This is a genomic window from Ewingella sp. AOP9-I1-14 (assembly GCF_052375995.1).
Classification (GTDB): Bacteria; Pseudomonadota; Gammaproteobacteria; order Enterobacterales; family Enterobacteriaceae; genus Ewingella; species Ewingella allii.
The window spans coordinates 336,525-356,587 of sequence record NZ_JBQSVA010000001.1 but is presented as its reverse complement, the minus strand read 5'-3'; the positions used below and the strand labels follow the sequence as shown (position 1 = coordinate 356,587).

At 52.4% G+C, this 20,063-nt stretch carries 13 protein-coding genes and 1 pseudogene; 5 read left to right on the top strand and 9 right to left on the bottom strand.

Annotation, left to right across the window (positions count from 1 at the left end; genetic code table 11):
• Positions 1 to 29: 29 nt before the first annotated feature.
• Positions 30 to 365: a YebY family protein gene (locus ACT3RT_RS01710; RefSeq protein ID WP_353502484.1), complete on the top strand. Its 336-nt coding sequence runs from the start codon at positions 30 to 32 to the stop codon at positions 363 to 365.
• Positions 366 to 723: 358 nt separating this feature from the next.
• Here ACT3RT_RS01710 and ACT3RT_RS01705 read toward each other — a convergent pair.
• Positions 724 to 917 (bottom strand): annotated as a pseudogene (locus ACT3RT_RS01705) (tyrosine-type recombinase/integrase); the annotation flags it as partial.
• A 93-nt stretch (positions 918 to 1,010) separates the two neighbouring features.
• Between ACT3RT_RS01705 and ACT3RT_RS01700 the strand changes: the two are divergent.
• Positions 1,011 to 1,709 (top strand): extensin-like domain-containing protein, encoded by a 699-nt coding sequence (locus ACT3RT_RS01700; protein WP_496202408.1) that lies wholly within the window; start codon positions 1,011 to 1,013, stop codon positions 1,707 to 1,709.
• 9 nt (positions 1,710 to 1,718) lie between these two features.
• On the opposite strand, the gene ACT3RT_RS01695 is transcribed toward ACT3RT_RS01700, so the two are convergent.
• Complete coding sequence (locus ACT3RT_RS01695) at positions 1,719 to 2,906, bottom strand: M20 aminoacylase family protein (RefSeq protein WP_496202407.1); 1,188 nt, start codon at positions 2,904 to 2,906, stop codon at positions 1,719 to 1,721.
• Positions 2,907 to 3,684: 778 nt separating this feature from the next.
• Between ACT3RT_RS01695 and ACT3RT_RS01690 the strand changes: the two genes are divergently transcribed.
• From ACT3RT_RS01690 to ACT3RT_RS01680, 3 genes are read left to right on the top strand one after another with little or no spacing between them, the layout of a single operon-like run.
• On the top strand, positions 3,685 to 6,267 hold the full coding sequence (locus ACT3RT_RS01690) for a WG repeat-containing protein (RefSeq protein ID WP_496202406.1): 2,583 nt from the start codon (positions 3,685 to 3,687) through the stop codon (positions 6,265 to 6,267).
• The gene (locus ACT3RT_RS01685) at positions 6,264 to 9,233 is read left to right on the top strand and encodes a WG repeat-containing protein (protein ID WP_496202405.1); all 2,970 of its coding nucleotides are present in this window, start codon (positions 6,264 to 6,266) and stop codon (positions 9,231 to 9,233) included. Before ACT3RT_RS01690 ends, ACT3RT_RS01685 begins: the two co-directional genes overlap by 4 nt.
• 46 nt (positions 9,234 to 9,279) lie before the next feature.
• Positions 9,280 to 9,669, top strand: a complete 390-nt coding sequence (locus ACT3RT_RS01680; RefSeq protein WP_353503988.1) for an ASCH domain-containing protein — start codon at positions 9,280 to 9,282, stop codon at positions 9,667 to 9,669.
• A 69-nt stretch (positions 9,670 to 9,738) separates the two neighbouring features.
• Here ACT3RT_RS01680 and ACT3RT_RS01675 read toward each other — a convergent pair whose 3' ends face one another.
• The 7 genes from ACT3RT_RS01675 to yebS form a co-directional block, all read right to left on the bottom strand.
• Positions 9,739 to 9,981, bottom strand: a complete 243-nt coding sequence (locus ACT3RT_RS01675) for a DUF1480 family protein (RefSeq protein WP_034791239.1) — start codon at positions 9,979 to 9,981, stop codon at positions 9,739 to 9,741.
• Between the two features lie 168 nt (positions 9,982 to 10,149).
• Positions 10,150 to 11,508 carry a carbohydrate porin gene (locus ACT3RT_RS01670; RefSeq protein WP_496202596.1) on the bottom strand — a complete coding sequence of 453 codons (1,359 nt, stop codon included), beginning with the start codon at positions 11,506 to 11,508 and terminating at the stop codon, positions 10,150 to 10,152.
• A 68-nt stretch (positions 11,509 to 11,576) separates the two neighbouring features.
• On the bottom strand, positions 11,577 to 12,383 hold the full coding sequence (locus tag ACT3RT_RS01665) for a hypothetical protein (protein ID WP_496202404.1): 807 nt from the start codon (positions 12,381 to 12,383) through the stop codon (positions 11,577 to 11,579).
• Positions 12,384 to 12,654: 271 nt separating this feature from the next.
• Positions 12,655 to 14,376: a sensor domain-containing diguanylate cyclase gene (locus ACT3RT_RS01660; protein ID WP_485901123.1), complete on the bottom strand. Its 1,722-nt coding sequence runs from the start codon at positions 14,374 to 14,376 to the stop codon at positions 12,655 to 12,657.
• Between the two features lie 254 nt (positions 14,377 to 14,630).
• A complete protein-coding gene (rsmF, locus tag ACT3RT_RS01655) occupies positions 14,631 to 16,079 on the bottom strand; it encodes a 16S rRNA (cytosine(1407)-C(5))-methyltransferase RsmF (RefSeq protein ID WP_485901121.1) in 1,449 nt (482 codons plus the stop codon).
• 125 nt (positions 16,080 to 16,204) lie between these two features.
• Positions 16,205 to 18,835 (bottom strand): PqiB family protein, encoded by a 2,631-nt coding sequence (locus ACT3RT_RS01650; RefSeq protein ID WP_353502475.1) that lies wholly within the window; start codon positions 18,833 to 18,835, stop codon positions 16,205 to 16,207.
• Positions 18,804 to 20,051 carry a membrane integrity lipid transport subunit YebS gene (yebS, locus tag ACT3RT_RS01645; RefSeq protein ID WP_496199990.1) on the bottom strand — a complete coding sequence of 416 codons (1,248 nt, stop codon included), beginning with the start codon at positions 20,049 to 20,051 and terminating at the stop codon, positions 18,804 to 18,806. The genes ACT3RT_RS01650 and yebS overlap by 32 nt, the downstream gene beginning before the upstream one ends.
• Positions 20,052 to 20,063: the final 12 nt, after the last annotated feature.

Here is a 20,063-nt window from a genome sequence, read left to right as displayed (position 1 = left end):
TTTTAAAGTTAGTTATAAAGGAAAAAGCCATGAGGAAAACACTCCTTGCCACTCTGCTGCTCGCTGTGTCAGCCAGCAGCTTCGCCGCGCCTGAGCTAGTGACGGTTTCACGTCTCCAGTATGGCAAAGATTGGGCATTCACCCGCGAAGAAGTCATGCTGCAATGCCGTGCAGGCAAGGCGCTGTATGTGATTAACGACAGCACGCTGGCCCAGTATCCCCTGAACGATGTCGCGCGCGAGCAGGTGAAGAGCCACAAAGTACAGGCCGTGCCGCTGGATAAGATCCTGCTCGACGACCCGAAAAACCCAGGCCAGAAAATGAGCCTCGCTCCATTCATTGCCAAAGCCGAGACCCTTTGCTAAGTCTTAAAGCCCTGCTCTATGCCAGCAATTTCACCTCTGTTTTGAGATTGTTATCACAAAGAGCAACTAATTTAGCGAAGTTATTATCACTTGGTTACAAGTTGATTGGAAAACGAGCAACTCTCAACTACGCTTTAAGTTGTACGGCTTAACCGCCTGCATTAATGCCAACTTTTAGCGCACGGCTCTCTCCCAAGAGCCATTTCCCTAGACCGAATATAGGAATCGTATTCGGTCTTTTTTTTGGTTTTGATTTTAAAGAGTTATTTTCAGGAAAAACGAAAATCACACGAAATTCTGTATTCGGTCTTTTACAGAATTGCGTATTCTTTCCCTCTGGTATCGAATCACTTGGCTGTCACTTTTTCAGATTTATGCCCAGCAATTTCATCGCAAATTCCTTCCCTTTCTCCATCTCGTACAACCTGCCGTCTAGACTCCTAATTTCATGAAAAGTAGGTGGGCTATCTTTAAACTTAATTCCAGTGGCATTTATCGCCGTAACAAATTTTTGGTCAAACCATCAGGAGTTAAAAAAAAGTCCGGGCTATTCATTTCCCCACAAACCCCACCCATACACTAAAATTACCCCAAAACTCACCCTTCTAGCTGTACACCAAACCCACAACCATAAGGATCCTGCTGATGAAGTATGTGGTTGTTCTGATCATTGTCTTGGTCGCTCTGCTGTATGCGGCGCCTTGGATCACGGAGAGGGTGCCTTCGCGCTATAACCCTTTTACGCCGCTGTCTGTTAACGATCCGCCGAATGTTATTACCAAGTACAAACTCCGTCGGTTGGACAATGATCCTGAGGCATGTTTAGCGGTGCTTGATAGCGCGGAACAAGAGGGAGCGATCACCTTTACCCGGGTTGCCAGCACGCAGGGCAACTGCCCGTTAGAGTCTCCGGTGAGGGTGCAGAAATTGGGTTCTGTCTCTTTAAGCTCAAGCTTTTTGGCGAGTTGTCGATTGGCGCTGAGCAGTGCGATGTTTGTTTCGCAGGTCGCGAAACCTCAGGCTGAAGCACAACTGGGAGCAGGGCTGACTCGCATTGACCATCTCGGCAGCTATGCCTGTCGCAATGTTTATCATCGTGCAGAAGGGCGGCTAAGCGAGCACGCCACGGCGGAAGCTTTGGATGTTGCGGGATTCCGGCTTGCCGATGGCAGAAACATCACGGTGTTGAAAGCTTGGAAGCAGGATGACGCCAGCGGCAGTTTTATCCGTGATATGTTCAATCGCAGCTGCCCTTACTTTGGTAACTCCATTGGGCCTGACTATAACGCAGCGCACGCCAATCACTTCCACTTAGGCATGCGCTGGTTTGGTTTTTGCCGCTAACCTTCTGGTTTAGTCAAGGTTCTCAGTTAGGTAGCGCTCCACTAAACGCGTCCAGTAAGCCGCGCCGATGGTCAGGCTGTCGTCGTTAAAATCATAGGCCGGGTTGTGCAGCACCGCGCTATTGCCATTACCCAGACGCAAGAAGCAGCCCGGCTTGTTCTGCAAGAAGTAAGCAAAATCTTCGCTGCCGGAAATCGGCGGTAAGTTATCCACCACGTTCTCTTCCCCAAGCAGCTCTTTAGCCACCTCTAAGGCGAAGGCAGTTTCCTGCACGTGGTTGACCAGCACCGGATAGCCCGGCACATACTCAATCTCCGCCACCGCGCCATAGCCTGCGCTGTGCAGCTCGGCTAATGAACGGATGCGCTCTTCAAGAATTTTGCGCACTCCGGCGTCGAAAGAGCGCACGCTCATTTCAATGCGAGCAGTTTCTGGAATGACATTGGAAGCGTGCCCGGCGTGCAGCGAACCAATGGTGACGACGGCGGTTTCGTTCGGATCGATATTGCGCGAAACCACGGTTTGCAGCGCCACCACCAAGCTGCTGGCGACCAGAATAGGGTCTACGGTCATGTGTGGGCGCGCGGCATGGCCGCCTTTGCCGCGAATGGTGATATTCACCGTGTCACACGCCGCCATAAATGGCCCGGCGCGGAACATCATTTTATCTGCCGGATAGCCCGGATGGTTGTGCAGCCCGTAGACCGCATCGCAAGGGAAGCGCTCGAACAGGCCCTCCTCAAGCATGCGTTGCGCGCCACTGTTGAAACCAATCTCTTCGGCTGGCTGGAAGATAAGGTGCACCGTGCCAGAGAAGTTTTTGCTGCGGGCCAACTGCTTGGCGGCACCTAACAGCATGGTGGTGTGGCCGTCGTGGCCGCAGGCATGCATCACGCCGGAAGTCTGGCTGGCATAGGCCGCGCCGGTCTCTTCATTAATAGGCAGGGCGTCCATATCCGCACGAATGCCTATGCTGCGACTGCCCGTGCCACGTTTCATGGTGCCAACGACGCCGTGCCCGCCCACGCCCATGGTGACGTGATAACCGAGTTGGCTGAGTTCTTGGGCAACGAAATCGGCAGTTTTGGCCTCTTCGTTGGAGAGTTCCGGGTGCTGATGCAGGTGCTGGCGAATCTCACGTAGGCCAGTCTCAAGGTCGGCCACGTCGGCCACGGTACAAAAATTTTTATTATTCATGGCGTCATTCAGTCTGATGAAAAAGAGATCGGCTTGGGGCCGAACGGCGGTGATGCTCGAAATACAGAATGCAGTCTGGTTGGGGGGATGGCAATAAGTAAACTGAGCTATTACGACTCTTTTTTAATTGTTGGAACGTTCAATCTAATAACGCTATGTAACTGATGTAACGGTTAATATTTTTTACGAGGTTTCTTGGAAACTGGTGAATCGGAGATAGACGCCGGTGGCGGTTTTTTCTACGATTGTGCAGAAGGAAATTGCACATCGCCGAACGCTGGAAAGTTGTAAATAGAGGTTTTTATGTCCACATTTTCAGCTGGGAAGTGTTCAATCCATAAATGTGCAAAAGCAACGCGAAAATAAATCCTAAAATAACGTTGAGTTTTCAGGCAGAAGTGCCGTTATTAAGTGTATTCATGCGGGTTGAGGCAATAAAATAGCTGCTTTTTATCTCACAAGCTGACACCCTGTACGCCGTAGCGTGTAAGTACCATTGAACTTGATTATTCACGGATTTTTACCGTTTAACGCGTCACTAGCGAAATCATCAGGGTTATGTGCGCTAAACTTTCTTATTATCTTGTCATAAGGGAATCGGATGATTTGCTCCGACACACTCAAACATCTCAGAAACTTCAGTGCCTTAGCGATAGTTCTGAATGCTACTTTTAGCTTGCCGGCCCACGCAGACGATGCCTGGTTGCGGGCGTGCAGTAATTCCAAAACCGCTGAAAAGTGCCAATTGCCTTTCCAACAAGGTTTATCTCCGGTCTTGATGGGCGCCTCGCGCGATGCCCAAGGGCTGTGGGGTTATGTTGATCTCACCGGCCATATGGTCATTGAACCTCAGTTCCGCGAAGTCAGCGGCTTCTCTAATGATATTGCCGCGGCGAAGAAAGACGATCTCTTTGGCTACATAGATAAGAAAGGCCATTGGGTAATTGAACCTCGCTTTACCCGCGCGACGGATTTTAATGCCGCCGGTACTGCGTTGGTGGTCATCGATAATCGTCTGGCGCTGATTGACCGCAAAGGCGCGGTGATTCAGACCCTGCCATTTGGTGCATCGCTGGACAGTGAAGGTTTTGTCAAAGGACAGGCGCTGGCGAGCGTTCAGACTCAGGTTCCTCCTGCGCTGTGGAATGCTGAGACCAGCAAATCCCTCGCATTACCCGATGACGTGATGGCGCTTCAAGAGCCGCAGTCAGGACTGATTCCAGCTCAGAAGCGTGATACCGCCGACAGCGGCTACTGGGGATATCTTGATCAGAATGGCGAATGGGTCGTTGATCCTATGGTATTGAAAACACGCAATGCGCCGGTGCTCAATGGCGATATTATTGCTGTAAAAGATAAAACTGATTGGGCATTCCTTGATAAACAAGGCGTTGCGGTCAGCAAAGAAAAATACAAAGCCGTACATGCCCTGAAATCAGGCAGTTGGTTAGTCACCACTGATAACGGCGGTCATCAACTGCTCAGCAGTACCCTGGAGAAAGTTCAGGATCTTGCCGCCGATCAGGCTGAAGACTTGCAAGACTGGGGCGACTGGTTAGTCGCTAAAGGCAGCAAAGGGGTAACCCTTATCGGCCCACAGAGTCAAATCGTTAATGTTAAAGCCACCAAGCCGCAGTTACTGCTGCAAAATGGCAACCTGTGGGTTAGCCAAAATGAGGGTAAAACGCCTCAAGTTGTGCAGGTTTATAACAGTAATGGCGTCGGTCTTCTGGCGGATTCCGTGCTGAATGCACTGCGTGATTATCAGGTTCAGCCTTTAGGTGCCCATGAGTTAGGCAATGGTAATGGCGAGCAAAATGCACAAGCACAGGGGTTACCTTGGGCACTGCTCAAACCGAATGACGCCAAAAAATCTGTCGCGATCTTAACGTCGCAAGGCGAAGTGTTCTCCGATCCGCAGTGGGCCAGCATTGAAGGCGATATTCGCCATGCGCCGCTGTTGGTGCAAACCGAGAATCATAAAATGGGCGCCATTGATGCCGATGGCAAATGGGCGATTCAGCCAACCTTCGCGCAAATTACCCCTTTCACCGGTGATTACAGCTGGGCGACGACTGAAGACAATAAGCCTGAAAGCAAACGCATTATCGATAGTCACGGCAACGTCATTGATGCGCCAGACAACATTTTGCAGAGCGGACAGCGAATCAGTTCCGGCGTACTGCTGACGGCGGAAGGCGAAGGCAAAGATCGTCGCTGGGGCCTGTGGGACATTCAAAGCAAAAGTGTATTAGCCGCGCCGCAGTTCTTTGAAGTCGATGACTTTAAAGAGGGTTATGCCGTGGCAAGAGCCGATGGCGGCTGGGGCGTGATTAATCGCGCCGGCCAATGGGCGATTGCTCCTGACCAAGAACGCTCAGGCAAGCCACAATATATTGGCGATGCCATGTTTAGCATCTCCGACGATGACCAGCCGAATGATGCAGCGAACACTCAGCAGCATTTCAGCTTGTTTAATGCCGCTAATGGACAGTCGGTCGCCAGCAACTTGCTTGGTAAGCCGCTAAACGTGGGCAAAGAACATTGGCTGGTACAGCCTGCCGAGGGCGGTGTTGCTTTAATCGACAACGATGGGCGCGCTGCGGTTAGCAAGGCAATTATCCCTTCATCCGTTAATATCGATAACGAGTGGGTGCTGCTTGGATTTGGCCCGCGCTTCGGCGCCATTGATAGTCAGGGTCAATGGCAAGTTCAGCCTCTCTATTCCGCCGCGCTGAATTTTGTTCAGCCACAGGATTGGGCCAGTGCCGTCAGCGATAATCATGTCATGCTGATTGATACTTCGGGTGGCGAGCCGCTGGAAGGCTTCGAAACAGCTGAACCTCTCTCCTCGATGGCACGGTTGGTGCTCAACGATAATGCCACCGGCGAAACGGTGCTGTTTGATAACTCAGGTCACGAAGTTCAGCGTTATCCGGGGCTAAGCAGCGTGCAGGTCAACGACGCCAGCGAAGGGACGGTGCCATTTAAAGACACTAACGGTCTTTTCGGCCTGATTGACTCGAATGGCAAGAAAGTGATCGGCTCCTATTTCGACAAGATTGGCGGCATGAATGATGGCCTGGCGAAAGCCATGAAACAGGCGACCTATGGTGCGAACTTTGGTTATATCAATCTGGCCGGGCGCTTTGCCGTGGTGCCTGAGTTTGAATGGGCTGAAGACTTTAGTGAAAAGCGTGCATGGGCAGGAATGAAAGGTCAGGCGCAGTTGCTTAATACTAATGGAAACGTGCTGGCGCAGCTCGAAGTGCACTGTAATCAGCGCATCATTACTGATGCCAAAGGGCACCAGTTCTGGCCGCTGAAGCCGGTGACTTGCGCCAATGGGAGTGGTCAATGACCGACAGAGTTGGCCGTATTTCCCTGCGCGCGGCGATTCGCGGCGCGTTTTATACTGGCAGTATGATGGCTATGGTCGGGGTTGCTTATCCGGCTATGGCCGAGCCAAGTAATGCCTGTTTTGCTGACGCTAACCCGGCGGATGCCTCGCATCTGGCAGAGCTCGCTTTGCCTGCAACGCAAAATCTCTGCATTCGCAATGTTCGTAAAGGTCGCGCGGCGGTTCAACTGCCCGCAGCCCAACAGCTCTTAGTCGAAAATCCGGCCCAGCCAGAGGGGGCTGCGAACCCGCCTGCCGCCTCTGAACCTCAGCCCGCCGCTTCGCCTTCGCCAGCCGCGCTAACTGGCAACCGTTGGGGCTTCCTTGATGCTCAAGGCCAGCTGGTTATTAAGCCGGTGTTCGATAGTGTTGGCGATTTCCACTTTGGTGCGGCGAAAGTCGAACAAGAGGGGAAATGGGGATTCATCGACACCAGCGGTAACTGGATAATCAAACCGACTTTCGACCAGGCTGAGAACTTTACCCAGTCAGGTTTGGCCGTCGTGAAGGTCAATGGCAAAGCGCAAATTATCGATCGTAAAGGTGGCCAAGTCGGCCAGCCGCTAGATGACTTGGTGGATACGGCGGCGTTAAGCGATGGTGAGCCTGCGCGTCTGCGTTTGGACTATAAAACAGTGCTTCTCGCCCCCGACGAGTCGCGCCACGTTGCCAGCGATAAGATGGAAATTTTGCAGCCGTTTGGTAAAAACCAGCTGTTTATCGCGCGCGGCATTGAGGGCTTTGGTATTGCAGATCAAAACCTCGAATGGCGGCTTAAACCTCAGTTTAAAAACATTCAGTTAGATGCCAATAATCAGCGTTTAGCCTTAGCGACTGGCGATGATGGCATCACGCTGATTCGCGCCGATGGCACTACGGATACGCAAAAATATCTCTCCGTTAAAGCCGTGACGCCAGAGTTTTGGCTGGCACAAACGGCGGATGACGTAAAACTGTTGGATAACAGCAGCGCGGTGGTGGCGTCTTTTGATGAACAGCAAGCGAATTCGCTGATCTATCAGGGCAATTATGTTCTGTCGGCTCAGGGGAAAGAGTCGGTTGACGTCTATGTGCCGGGTAAAAAAGCCATCTTGAGCCTGCCTGTGGGAAGTGTGCCGCTGATTCAAGATACGGGGGATTTCCTGCTGACCGTCAAAGATGGCTCACCGAAAGTTAATGCCATTATCTCCGCCTCTGGCGGCATGATTGGCGGCGCGCAAAATGTGGCCTGGCTTGGGCAAATTGCTGACAGCGACGTAATTAACGGCAACCTGTGGCTTAAAAACGAGCAGGGAAAAGTTATCAATATCGTGGATAGCAACGGCAAGGCGCTAATTGGCCAGAAGAACAACTCTGCTCTGGAAGGTTACCGTCTTGAGCCATTGCGCGGTAACGCCGCGTCCAAGACGGCGCCAATTGCCCTGATTCGCCCTGACTCCTCTTCAAAAACCGGCGCAGGCTTTATGCGTGCCGACGGTTCATTGCAGATTGATAGCAAGTGGCTGGACATTCAGCCCGCCGCAGCCGAAGTCACTGCTGACCCGAAAGGTGATATTTCCCAGCAATTTATTGTGAAAACCGCGCAGGGTACCGGCATCGTCGATGAGCAGGGGAAAGTGCGTGTTCCGCTGACCGAAGACAATATCTCGCCATTCGTACAGGGTTACGCGTTGGATTATTTGAATGGCAAACTGACCGCCATTGATACCAACGGCAAGCATTTCAATCTGCCTGATGCCTTTGAGCTTGAGTCTATCGGTAACGGCTGGTTCCGTTTCCGCGAGACGGCTTCTGAAGGTGCTCTTTGGGGGATTTACGACGTCCTCAGCCAGCAGGTTATCTCTTCGCCAGCTTATAAAAATGTCGATACCTACGCCGGTCAGCAGGCCGCTGTGCAATTGCCAAACGGCCTGTGGGGGCTAGTTGATCAGAGCGGTAAGCTGGTGGTTGAGGCTAAGTATGCCAAAGCCGAGCGCATCAATCCCGCGCTCTGGTTGCTTACCGAGCCTGTGGTCTCTGACCAACCTGAAACCTCGGTTTTAGCCTCGATTATAGGGACCGATATCAAGCAGCGTATTGCTCCGACCACCGGGCTTGATGTCACGCAATTCAAAGATGGCCGCATTTTGGCGACGGCGACGGGCGGGCAGTCCTGGTTGCTGAGCAGCCAGGGCAATGTTGAACTGCATGAGCAACAGACGCAAATCACCGCCGTGGGCGACTGGATAAAGCTGTCTCGCCAGCCGCAAGAGGGCTATCTGTCGGCACAGGGCGCTTGGCAAATAGAACCCACGTTGGCGACGGAAAGCTCTGCTTTTGTGAAAGACCGGGCTTTGCGTAGCAGCGAGCAGGGTACCGAACTGATTGATAACGCGGGTATCCGCGTGGCGCAGATGCCTGCGGGGCAGTGGCACTGGCCGTTAGCCAGCGATATGCCGATTTCTTATGATGCTCAGGATGATGTTGCCACTACGCGCTATGTTGATAACACCGGCAAGTTAGCTTTGGCGGTACAGGGCAAAGCCAGTGTCATCAGCAATGGTCGTGCAGTCCTGACGCGTGACGACGGACAAAAGGTGTGGATTGATGGACAGGGTAAAGTGTTGCCTGACGTCAGCTATGCCGATCTTGGATTACCGATAAATGATTTGGCCTTCGCCAAGGTGGACAACCATTACGGCTTTATTAACGCGGCGGGACACTTTGTTATTCCTCCAGTGTTTGACGCGGTTTCTGCTTTCGACAGCGGCGTGGCCATTGTTTCTACCGGTGATACATCAATGATGCTAGACACCAGTGGCAAACCTTTGGCGCGGGTGGATATCGAATGTGGCATACACGTGTTGTACGGCGCAGGCAGCACGCGCCAATGGCCAGCGGAGCTTCCCAATACCTGCACTGCTCCAGCAGCCGAAAGTAAAAAATAATGTGTACGTTTAACGCGCACCCTTTAATGAAAAAGGATAAAACATGATCCCTCAAATCCCACAAAAATACATAGCCGCAGAGCGTTGGTCTTTTGGCGATACCGAGGCTCAGGCAGACGCAATGGCGAAGCTAGTTATCGATGGCGTGAAGACCGCAACCTGCGCCAATCTTGATGATGAGCCGGAGCCAGAAGCGGGCGAAATCTTCGTTGTCGTCGATGGCCGTAACAATCCGGTTTGTGCCGTAAAGTTGACAGAAGTGAAGCAGGTGCCATTCGATTTAGTCACTGAGCAGCATGCTTTTGAGGAGGGCGAAGGTGATAGAACGCTGGCTTACTGGCGTAAAGAGCATCAGCGTTTCTTTGAGGAGTACGATCTGTTTTCACCAAATATGCCATTGTTATTAATGAAATTTGCGTTGGTGGAAACCTTCTAATAATCAGCTGTAACAGCGCTGACTTCTAACAATGAAACATGGCGAACTGAATGCCGTTCGCCATGTTTTTTATTCAAGACGCATAATCCATTCATCTTTTTCTTTATCGTATTTTTCTTTATACAGCACCGAGTGTCGGCCATCGAGAATGGCTGGGACGCTGGTGTGATCATCCCAGGCATCCAGCTGCATACATAAATCCGGGTCCGATTTGCAGGGAATGAAAACCTTGTCCCCGCCTTTGGCTTCAGGCGTAGATAACTGCGCGTCATCTATTTCATAACTACCGATTCGTATTACTGATTTCCCCATAAGGTACTCCTTAACTGGTGAAGGTTAGAATGCGCAAGAGGAGGTATGACCAGTTGAGGCCATATATTGAGAATAGCTGAGCGGCTTGAAAGTGCCATAAGAATTTTCTAGCTCGGGGAAATTAAACCAAATCAGGCCGGCTAATTGCTGGCCCGAGGGAAGGGGAGATCAGAAGTAGGCCACGGCTTTTAAGGCACCGACCCACGCGTCAGAGGTCTGCTTAACGCCACCCGGATTGTGCCAATACTGCACGCCGGGTTGCAGCTCAAGCCATTGGATAGGTTTCCAGCGATAGAAAACCTCACCCGTTAGCGAAACGCCCGGTACTGGACGATATTGTGGCGAGTTCACATCCGTGACGTCGCTCAGTTGATTAAGGTAGCGGCGATTGTCTTTCAGATGGTCCCCTGGGACATAGCGGCCAATGCCCAAACCAATCATATCTTCTGGGCGAGCATCAAATAGCCCGCGATAACGCAAACCGACTGAGGTTTTGTAGTGCATTGGCAAAGCGCGTTGATCAGCCAGTCCAAGGCTGGCGTAGACACTCATGCCGCGGTCTGCATCACTTTCGTGCTGGGTAACTTGCTGGTTAAGGCCTGCATAGAGATACCAGTTCTGCTGGATCTCATCATAGCCATCGGGATCGGTAGCGCCGGGGCCGCCATTTTTGCCTTTATAGAGATCTCTCTGGCCGGCATTGGTGTAAATAACCCCGAGATTGTAGGCACCGGGGAGTTGGTTGATGGCCCGCGTACGCCATTCGACTTCCAGTGGGACTACCACCCCACGGCTGCCGGTGGTTGAGATACTCCATGCATGGCCCCGGCTATTGGTTTCGGGGTTTTGTTCATACAAACCGGTTTTCAGCGTAATGCCGCTATCAAACTTGTACTTAAGCGAGGTGCCCCAGTAGTGAACATTCCAGTTGTACCATATACCGCCACTGGCCGACTTGCCACCACATAGTCCGAGAGTTTGAAAATCGCAGGGAATGATTTGATCGAAATCGAGCTGCTTATTCATTAAGCCAACCCGCCAACTGAGTTTACGGTCCATAAAGCTTCGGCTGAAGGTCAGCCAGCCAAGACGCGTGATCGAACCGCCGCCCCAGCTTTCCTGAGCAATATCGGTAAAGCCGCTGCGCGGGTCCTGAGTACGGTCGCGGGTAAGGTTGGAGTCGTGGTTGCGGTTAACTATGTTGCCGTCAATGGTGGCGTCGGGAATGCCGGTTAAGGTTTCTAAATCCTGTTTGAACATCAGCCAGAACTGGTCGATATACGCCAGCTTGCCGCTTTGGTCATAGCCGCCATCAATGTTGTAGGCGCTTTGACTCAGGTAGCCGAGGGTGTATTTGAATCCATGGTCTTTCAATGCAGGTTTCACCCCCAGCCAATCCCCTAGCAGTCCCTCCTGTGGAGAAGGTTCAAAACCTAGCGTTTTCGAAGCCCAGGGCTTGGCGGCTTTATCTTCAATTGCCGGAATTTCATTATCATCCGCATAACAAAGTGGATTCATGAAGGTCATACAAAGTACAAAAGCATTTAATTTATGCGTCCTTAGATACATACGGCTCTCCTTATTAGTCGACTCTGTTACTTAGTAATAACGGGTGAAGTGTGATTGCTTTTATTTTGCTTAGACATCCACTGCCATAAATCACTATTTTGATGGGCGGTTAACCAAGAGGATTGGTGATCGCCGCCCTCTATTTCGCTGTAACGGATATAGCGCGTGCTGCCCCCGTGTTTAATTATGCTATCAACCATATTGCGGCTGTAATTCACATCGGTAACTTGATCGTCGGTGCCGTGAAATACCCAGACCGGCAATTTAATTAATTTCTGCGCATACTCCGGGCTGCCTGCTCCGGCAATTGGGACGATAGCGGCGAAATATTCGGGACGTAGCAGTGCCGCATACCAAACGCCTTGACCGCCACGGGACAGGCCTGCCAAATAAATCCGGTTTTTATCGATGGGATACTGGGCAACGGTTTTATCAATTAGCGCCAATAAATTTTCCATCGAGGCAGTGATCGGCGTTTTCATAAAGTCATACTCGGCCAGAGTGGTGCTGGCCCAGCGGATGGCCATCGGGGTTTGTGGGGCTAACACGTAGGTGGCCTGCAGTGACTGGTTGGCGGGGCTGGTGAAATAATCTGGCCCAATATTTTCCCCTTGATAAAGTTGCGCTTGATTATCAGTGCCTGCCTGCCCGGTACCGTGTAAATAGATCACTAAGGGCAATAAAGAGGAGGTCTTTTCGGGAGTATAAAGCTGATAAGGCAGATCTATTTTCTCAGAATGAAAGTTACCCTTTTCCCATCCTTGAGCCTGACAGGGTGGTAAAGCTAATAGTAAAAGAGCCATAGAGGTTGAGGTAATAAATAATTTATTCATATGCTGCATCCCTGATGTATATGTAAAAATATATAATTGAAAGAACGGTGGTGTTAAATGCAAAAAAAAACCTAAACCACGAATTTATTCTTTTAATGAATAATTCATGAGGTTTAGGTTTTGCCTGCGTTTGCAGTAACAATCCATTTTCTACGCGAGGACGGTATCACTACTTTTATTATATTGGCAATTCAAGATGAATGTAATGAGGCGGAAGTGTGACTCATTCGACAAAATATATCTCTGATAGAGTCACACTTTTATCTGTTAATTAAAGGGGGGTATGGCGAGCAGAGATAGGCATGGCGTTAATTTGGTTGCGGCCATTATTTTTGGAAATATAGAGGGCTTGGTCTGCCGCGCTGACGATATCCGATTGATCGTCAATGTCCGGATTTTCCCGTGGCGTAAACGTAGCAATACCCTGACTAATGGTGACGCGATTGAATTCACTGAAGCTATGCTTAATGCCCAGTGTTTCAATGGCTTCCATGATTTGACGCGCCACGATCCATGCGCCTTTTAAATCGGTATCCGGCAAGATAGCTGCAAACTCTTCGCCGCCAAAACGGGTGATCACATCCGTATTGCGTTTCAGCGCTTTTCGCAGGGTGCGGGCAACCAGTCGCAGACAGGCGTCACCGGACAAATGGCCATAGTGGTCATTGAAATTCTTAAAGTAGTCGATATCAATCATCACCACCGTCAGCGGGCTATTGTTACGTTTAGCGCGCATGTACTCGTGGCTGAGCACTTTTTTAAATTCGCGGCGATTAGGCAGTTTGGTTAAAGGATCGGTGCGGGCCTGAATTTCCAATCGACGATTGGCTTTCACCAGTTTCAGCTCCAGCAGCTTGCGTTCGTGAACGTCTTCTGCCGTGCCATACCAGCGTTGAATGGAGCCATCGGGCGCATAGCTTGCCGCCGCGCGGATGCGCATCCAGTTCCAGCCGCGATCGACATGACAAAACCGCACTTCGATGTCCAGCGGCGCACCCGTTTTCAGACACTGTTCCCAGGTTTGCACCGCGCTTCGGCGGTCTTCAATGTGCATACTCTGGATCCATTTATCCGCCAGAATATCCTGTCGCGTCATGCCCGTAATGCGCTGGAAGCGCGAACTGACGTCATTAAGCAGGCCGGAAGGGTCGGCGGTCCATGGGATCTGTGGGTTCAGCTCCACCATGTTGCGATAATGCTCTTGGCTCTCACGCAGCGCGCGCTCCATGCGTTTCAGGCTGGTGATATCCGTCATGGCGACGGAAAGGCCGCTCAGCTGATTCTGGACATCATAAGCCGCTTTAATTCTTACAAAGAAAATCTGATTGTTGCCGGGCAGCGAGAACTCGCGGTCGGGCGTAGCCTCATTGCGCTGAGCCAACTCGAGCGCGTTGGTCAGCAAAGGGGCAAGACCCGGCAGAAAAACGCCGACTTTGCGGCCAATGGCCTCATAAGGCTGCAGGCCAATGATGTTAGCCATTGCGTCATTGACCGTCACATAACGCATCTGCAAATCGATAAAGCACAGGCCAACGGGGGCGTTGGAATAAATAGTTTCCAGCTGGAATAGGCGCTGTCCGGGGGCTTGATCGAGATTGGTCAGGTTGCGGTCGATGCCGCGATAGCCGCGGAATTCACCTGCTGAATCAAACAGCGGTATGCCGCTACTCTCAAGAATGATTTCACTGCCGTCGGCGCGAATATTTCTATTCAGCAAGCCGCCGAAAGGGGCGCGGCGAGCGGCAATCGCGGCAAACTGCGCGCTGACGCGGATGGCCTCGTCGGCCGGCATGAAGTCAAAAGGCGTTTTACCCAACACATGTTCAGGCGGCACGCCGAGGAACTCTTGGCATTTATTCGAGGAAAAAACGTATCTGCCTTGAGTATCGACTTCCCAGATCCAGTCAGAGTTGTTGTCAATGATATCGCGAAGGCTGGCCATTTCTCGCAGAAGATGACCTTCTGCTGACTGGAACTGTATTTCATCCGCCATGATACTTCTCCGACTGGCAAAACTTTACTCGACACGGGCTATATGCTTCATATCTGGAAATAATATTTCCAGAAGTGTCATTCATGAGCGCAATAATACATGCCTGATTAGGAATATTCCTACTACTAATTCCAACAAAAAATTGAGGATATACGTAAGCCCGTCAATCAAATAAGTTAATTGTAATTGACGAGCGCATTAAAAATAACTCAAGTTTTGCTAATAGCTGAGTGCTATTAATGGTGGACTAATGCTCACTTATGAGGGCGAATAGCACCATCGCGCACCAGTTCACGCGGTAAGCTGTTTTTTATTCTGCTGCCGATGCGTTTTGCCAGCCCAAGTGGCTGATTCTGCCAGGTCACGATGCATTCATCGCGGGTTGGAGAGTCGGGCGGGTAAATATCCACGCCCCGGAACCACGCCTGTGCCAGCTCATCGTCAATGGCAAATTGGCTATCGCCAGAGCCTGTGGTCAGCGCGACAACGGCTTCATGCTGCCAGCGGAAGCCTTTGGAGAAACGCTCGGCCAACTTCATGCCAATCCTTGAAAAACGCACTTTGCCGAACAGCGGCTCGAGCACGCGCGGGAAAAGCCACAGTTCTTTATCTCGCTCCCAAATGGCCATCTCTTGGTCGGACCAAACAATGCCGGACTTTTGCGCTGCGGCGACCACCTCGGCGCTCTCTTTGCGCGACAGGGGGAAGAAGGGGAATTTGCCCACTTTGTAGCCCGGCGTTGGCAAGCGATCAATCGACGCCGTTTTGCGCAGTCGGGCAACGAAAAAGCCTTCGCTGTCATAAACTTGTGGGAAAACGTGCAGATACCCCTCGGCGGTCAGCGCCTTCTGCGCGCCGTCGAACAGGTCGGCCAGCGACTCCACTTCCACGGCATCTGGATATTCATCCAACAGCCATTGGCAGACCTGCTGATTTTCCTGCGCGTTCAAGGTGCAGGTGGAATAAACCAAGGTGCCGCCCGGCTTCAGGGCGTGGAAGGCGCTGTTAATCAGTTCGCGCTGGGTGGCGGCAATCTCGACCACGCTCTCTGGTGACCAGTTACTCATGGCATCCGGGTCTTTACGCACCACGCCTTCGCCCGAGCAGGGGGCGTCGAGTAAGATGGCGTCGAAGGTTTCTGGCAGCGCCGCGCCAAACACCCGTCCGTCGAAATGGGTGAGGGCGGTGTTAGCCACGCCGCAGCGGCTGATATTGGCATGCAGAACCTTCACCCGGCTGGCGGAATATTCGTTGGCGACGATACCGCCCTGATTATTCATTAACGCGGCGATTTGCGTGGTTTTGGAGCCGGGCGCAGACGCCACGTCCATCACCAGCGTCGGCTGGGTGTCGTTGGCAAACAGGGCAGTCACCGGCAGCATGGAGCTGGCTTCCTGAATGTAAAACAGCCCGGCGAGGTGCGCCAGCGCGTTACCCAGACGGGTTTCATCATCGCCCTGACGGACAATCCAAAAGCCTTCGGCGCACCAGGGCACCGGCGTCAGCTCCCACTGGTAGCTGGCTGCCAGCGCAAGGAAGTCGTCGACGCTGATTTTTAGCGTGTTAACCCGCAGGCTGGGGCGCAGCGGCTGATTACAGGCGGCAATAAAGTCGTCCATGCTCAGAGAGGCTGGCATGATTTCACGGGTTGCATCAAGGAACGCGGGTGGCAATTTCGCCACAAATTGAGTTGGTTTGGACAAAGGAAGGTCTCGTCGCAGAGGAAACGGAAAATCAAATTGGCGCAAGTTTACCATGTTCCGACGAGGCGCGGTGCAGCAACAAAAAGGCCACCCGAAGGCGGCCTTATCACATCACGCGGCGAAACTTAGTTTTTCGGGATCGCCGTGCCCCATTTCTGCCAATCTTTCGGCTCTTCGGGATTAAGCAGGAAGTGGCGGCCCGCTCCGGCTTTTGGTGCCACCGGCGTGGACGGCGGTGTAGCGAAAGCAATACCGCCGCGAATGAACTGCTGGAAGGTGCCGCTTTTCAGCATTCCGCCGGTCAGCCCAAACTGCAGGTTATAGCCCGAAGCCAGCCAGAACACGCTGTTGTCGCGCACCAGATACTGATACTTCTTGCTGATACGCAGCGTGACGTTAACCCGGTCAGCCATCGCGCCCAGATAGAAACCGGTCACGGTGCCCACTTCGATACCGCGGAACAGCACTGGCGTGCCGATTTGCAGCGAACCTACCTCGGCTGCATCCATCACGATGCCCAAGCCATCGGTGTAACGGGAATCGGTGATGGTCGATTCTTGCAGGTCGAAGGTGCGCGAGGCCGGGCCTTTGCCTGCTTCCACATTGATGTAAGGCTGCAATAGGGTGTCGAGATTGCTAACCCCGCCGGCGGAAATTTCCGGTGAAACGATAGAGAATCGCGTCCCCATGCGGGCGAAGGTGTCGACATACTCAGGGTAGAGCACGGCTTTGGCTGAGACTTGATTCAGTTTCGACTCGAGCTTCAGCGACTCAACCTGACCAATGTTGATACCTAGGTAGCGAATTGGCATTCCGGCAGAGAGCTTGCTGGCATCGTAAGTATTCAGCGTGATTTGGCTGCCTACGGCGCGCGCGGCGGTTTCTGACTCATACAATACGCGTTTCGCGCCTTTGCTCAGCGTGACGCCTTCATTGTTATCGAAGCTGATCGCACCTTTCAGCGCGCGGTCGAGCGGCGAAGCTTGGACGGTCAATCCGCTGCCATTCAGCTGTACTTTCGCGCCACCCTCGGCCCAGAAAATACTCTTGTCAGTGAGCAACTTACGGTATTCAGGGCGGATATAGACGTCGATGTCAAAGTCGTTGGCTTTTGGCGTGACATCCACAATTTGCCCAACCTGGAATTTGCGATACAGCACCACGGAACCCGCCTGCACGTCCGGCAGGCTCTTGGCGGTGAGCGTCAGCGTGGCGCCCGGCTGCTCCCCTTGAATGCCTTCGGCGGCTTTTTCAGCGTTACTGAAGAGCGGGTATTTTTTCGCCGGTTCGCCTTTACCGCCCGGAATAATGCGCACGCCGCCGTCAACCCACTCTTGGGCACTGGCGCCTAGCACTTCCATGCCGTCGATGCCTAATTTGACATCAACGCGGCTGTTGACCACGAATTTACTGTCTTTGTGCAACAGCCCTTTGTATTCAGGCTTTATCGCGATGTTAAACACAATGCCTTCATCGGTCATTTTGCGGTCAAGGATTTGGCCGACGGCGATGCCGTGAAGTATCACCGGCTGTCCGGCATCAATACCAAAGGTTTCTGGGGCATTAAGCTGAATTTGCAAAACGCCCGGGTCTTGCAGCAGGCGCTGATTGCTGTCGAGCACGGTGAAGTGCTTCTGCGGCTGGCCTTCGCCCGGGATCAGCTCCAGCGTGTTGCCGGTCAGCAGTTGGCTCAGCTTGGCATTGCTCAGGCTGATTTTCGGGCTATTCATCTCAATGCGCGTGCCGGTGCGCATCATGTCAATCACCGACGGGTCAACCGTGAGTTTCCCCGTTACCTTGTTGTCTGGTTGAAGGGTCACTTTGGTCAGGGTACCGACTTGCAAACCCTGATACATCAGTGGGGTGCGGTCCTCTTTCAGCCCGTCGCCGTTGGGTAAGTCGAGGTCGATCTCTACCCCGCGCTGGCTCTGCGCCAAATCAGGGTATAGCTCGTAGGACTGCTCTTGTTTGGCCGAATTGCCATCAATCGGCGAGTCGAGGGCGATAGCTCCGTTGACCAGCGCGGCGAGGCTTTCCATCTCAACTTTCGCGCCGCTGAGGCTGAAATCGCCTTTAAAGCCGGAGACATTCCAGAAGCGGCTGGTGTCTTTCACCAAATGGGCGAAACGGCGCTCAATCAGAACGTCGATAGTGACGCCATCGTTTCCGGCTTCAATATCGTAATCATAAACTTTACCCACCGGAATTTTACGGTAGTAAACCAGCGAGCCGTTGCTCAGGGAGCCAAGATCCCGTGCGTGGAGATGAATCATCAACTCGCCGGTATTCAGGCGATATTTCGGCTGCGTATCCAGCGCGACGAAGTGATCTTTCTCTTTACCGCTGCCCGGCATCATGCCGATGTAGTTACCGCCAACTAAGGCATCCAGACCAGAAACCCCGGCCAGTGAGGCCTTAGGCGTGACCAGCCAGAACTGGGTGCCATCGCGCAAGGAGTCCGACAGGTCGCTCTTGATGCTGACCTTGACCATGATGGTGCGCAGGTCTTTGCTCAGACTGATTGACTCGACGGTGCCGACTTCCACCCCCTGATAGCGCACAGGGGTTCGCCCCGCGACAATCCCGGCGGCAGACTGGAAATCAATGGTAACGGTGGTGCCTCTTTCCTGATAGTTGCTGTAGATAAGCCAGCCCGCTATCAATAAGGCAATAAAAGGCAGAAGCCAGAAAGGCGATATCCGGCGTCTGTTTTTAACCCGCGCTTCAGTCGGTGTATTCGGCGTTTCCTGTTGCATGTGCATCCCAAATCAAGCGGCTATCAAGCCATTCTACGGCAAGTATTGTAAGGATCACGGAGGTCCCAAAGAAGAAGGCCGCCGGTCCCATTGTAAATGACAACAGTTGGTCACGGTTAACCAACGACATCATCAAGGAAATGACAAACAGATCAAGCATCGACCAGCGACCAATCCAGGTCACTACCCGCAGTAAGCGTATCCGCGTTTTCAATCCTTGAATCGCCTTAAAATGAATACTTAACAGTAAAGTCAGCATCACAATAACCTTGGTGAAAGGCACCAGAACGCTGGCAATAAAGACGATGGCGGCAATCGGCACGTTGCCGGAGGTCGCCAGTGAAACCACGCCGGAGAATATCGTGTCTTCGGTGCGTTGCCCATTGAGATAAATAATCGAAATCGGCATCAGGTTCGCCGGCAACAGGAACACCATGGCGGCAATCAGCGCCGCCCAGGTCTTCTGCAGGCTATGTTTGTAACGCACCGTCATCGGCACGTGGCACCTCGGGCAGCGGCCTTTGTTATCGGCGTGGCCGGTAAATTTGCACGACAGGCAGAGCTTAAAGGTGGAGGGCTGACCTTTCGGGCGCGGCTGCGGATAGAACTCCTCCCAAAGCTGCTCGATATTCAGGTTGATTAGCGTCAGCGTCACCAGCACGGTCATCATTAGATAAGCCAACAGCGCCGGGCCAACGTCGATGTCGGCGTACTCTTTCACTTTGATGCTAGCTACCGCCATGCCGACCAGATAGATGTCGAGCATCACCCAGTCTTTGAGCCTGTCGAGCATCAACAGCACCGGCTTGAGGTTCATCCCCAAACGGCTACCAAAGTGCAGATAAAGGATAGAACCGGCTAAAGTGACCGGCGCGCCAATGGTACAGAAGGCGACCATGCTGGCGGTAAGCGGCGAGCCTTGGCTCGACATCTGCCAGATACCTTCGAACAGGCTGGCATCAATGCGGGTCCCCAGCAGACGGATGCTGATTAATGGCTCGGTGAAGGCGAACGGCATCAGCACCAAGATGCTAATGGCGATAATAATGAGACGCGACAGGGAGCAGACCCGGCCTTTTTCCACCTTGGCATTGCAGCGCGGACAATGCGCAGTTTGCGTTTTCTTCAGGTCAGGAATAGAAAAGAGGTAATCGCATTCATTACAACGCTGATAGCGTGCCTGCGGTAAAGGTCCTGACAATGTGCGTATTTTCATAGAGCCTGAGTG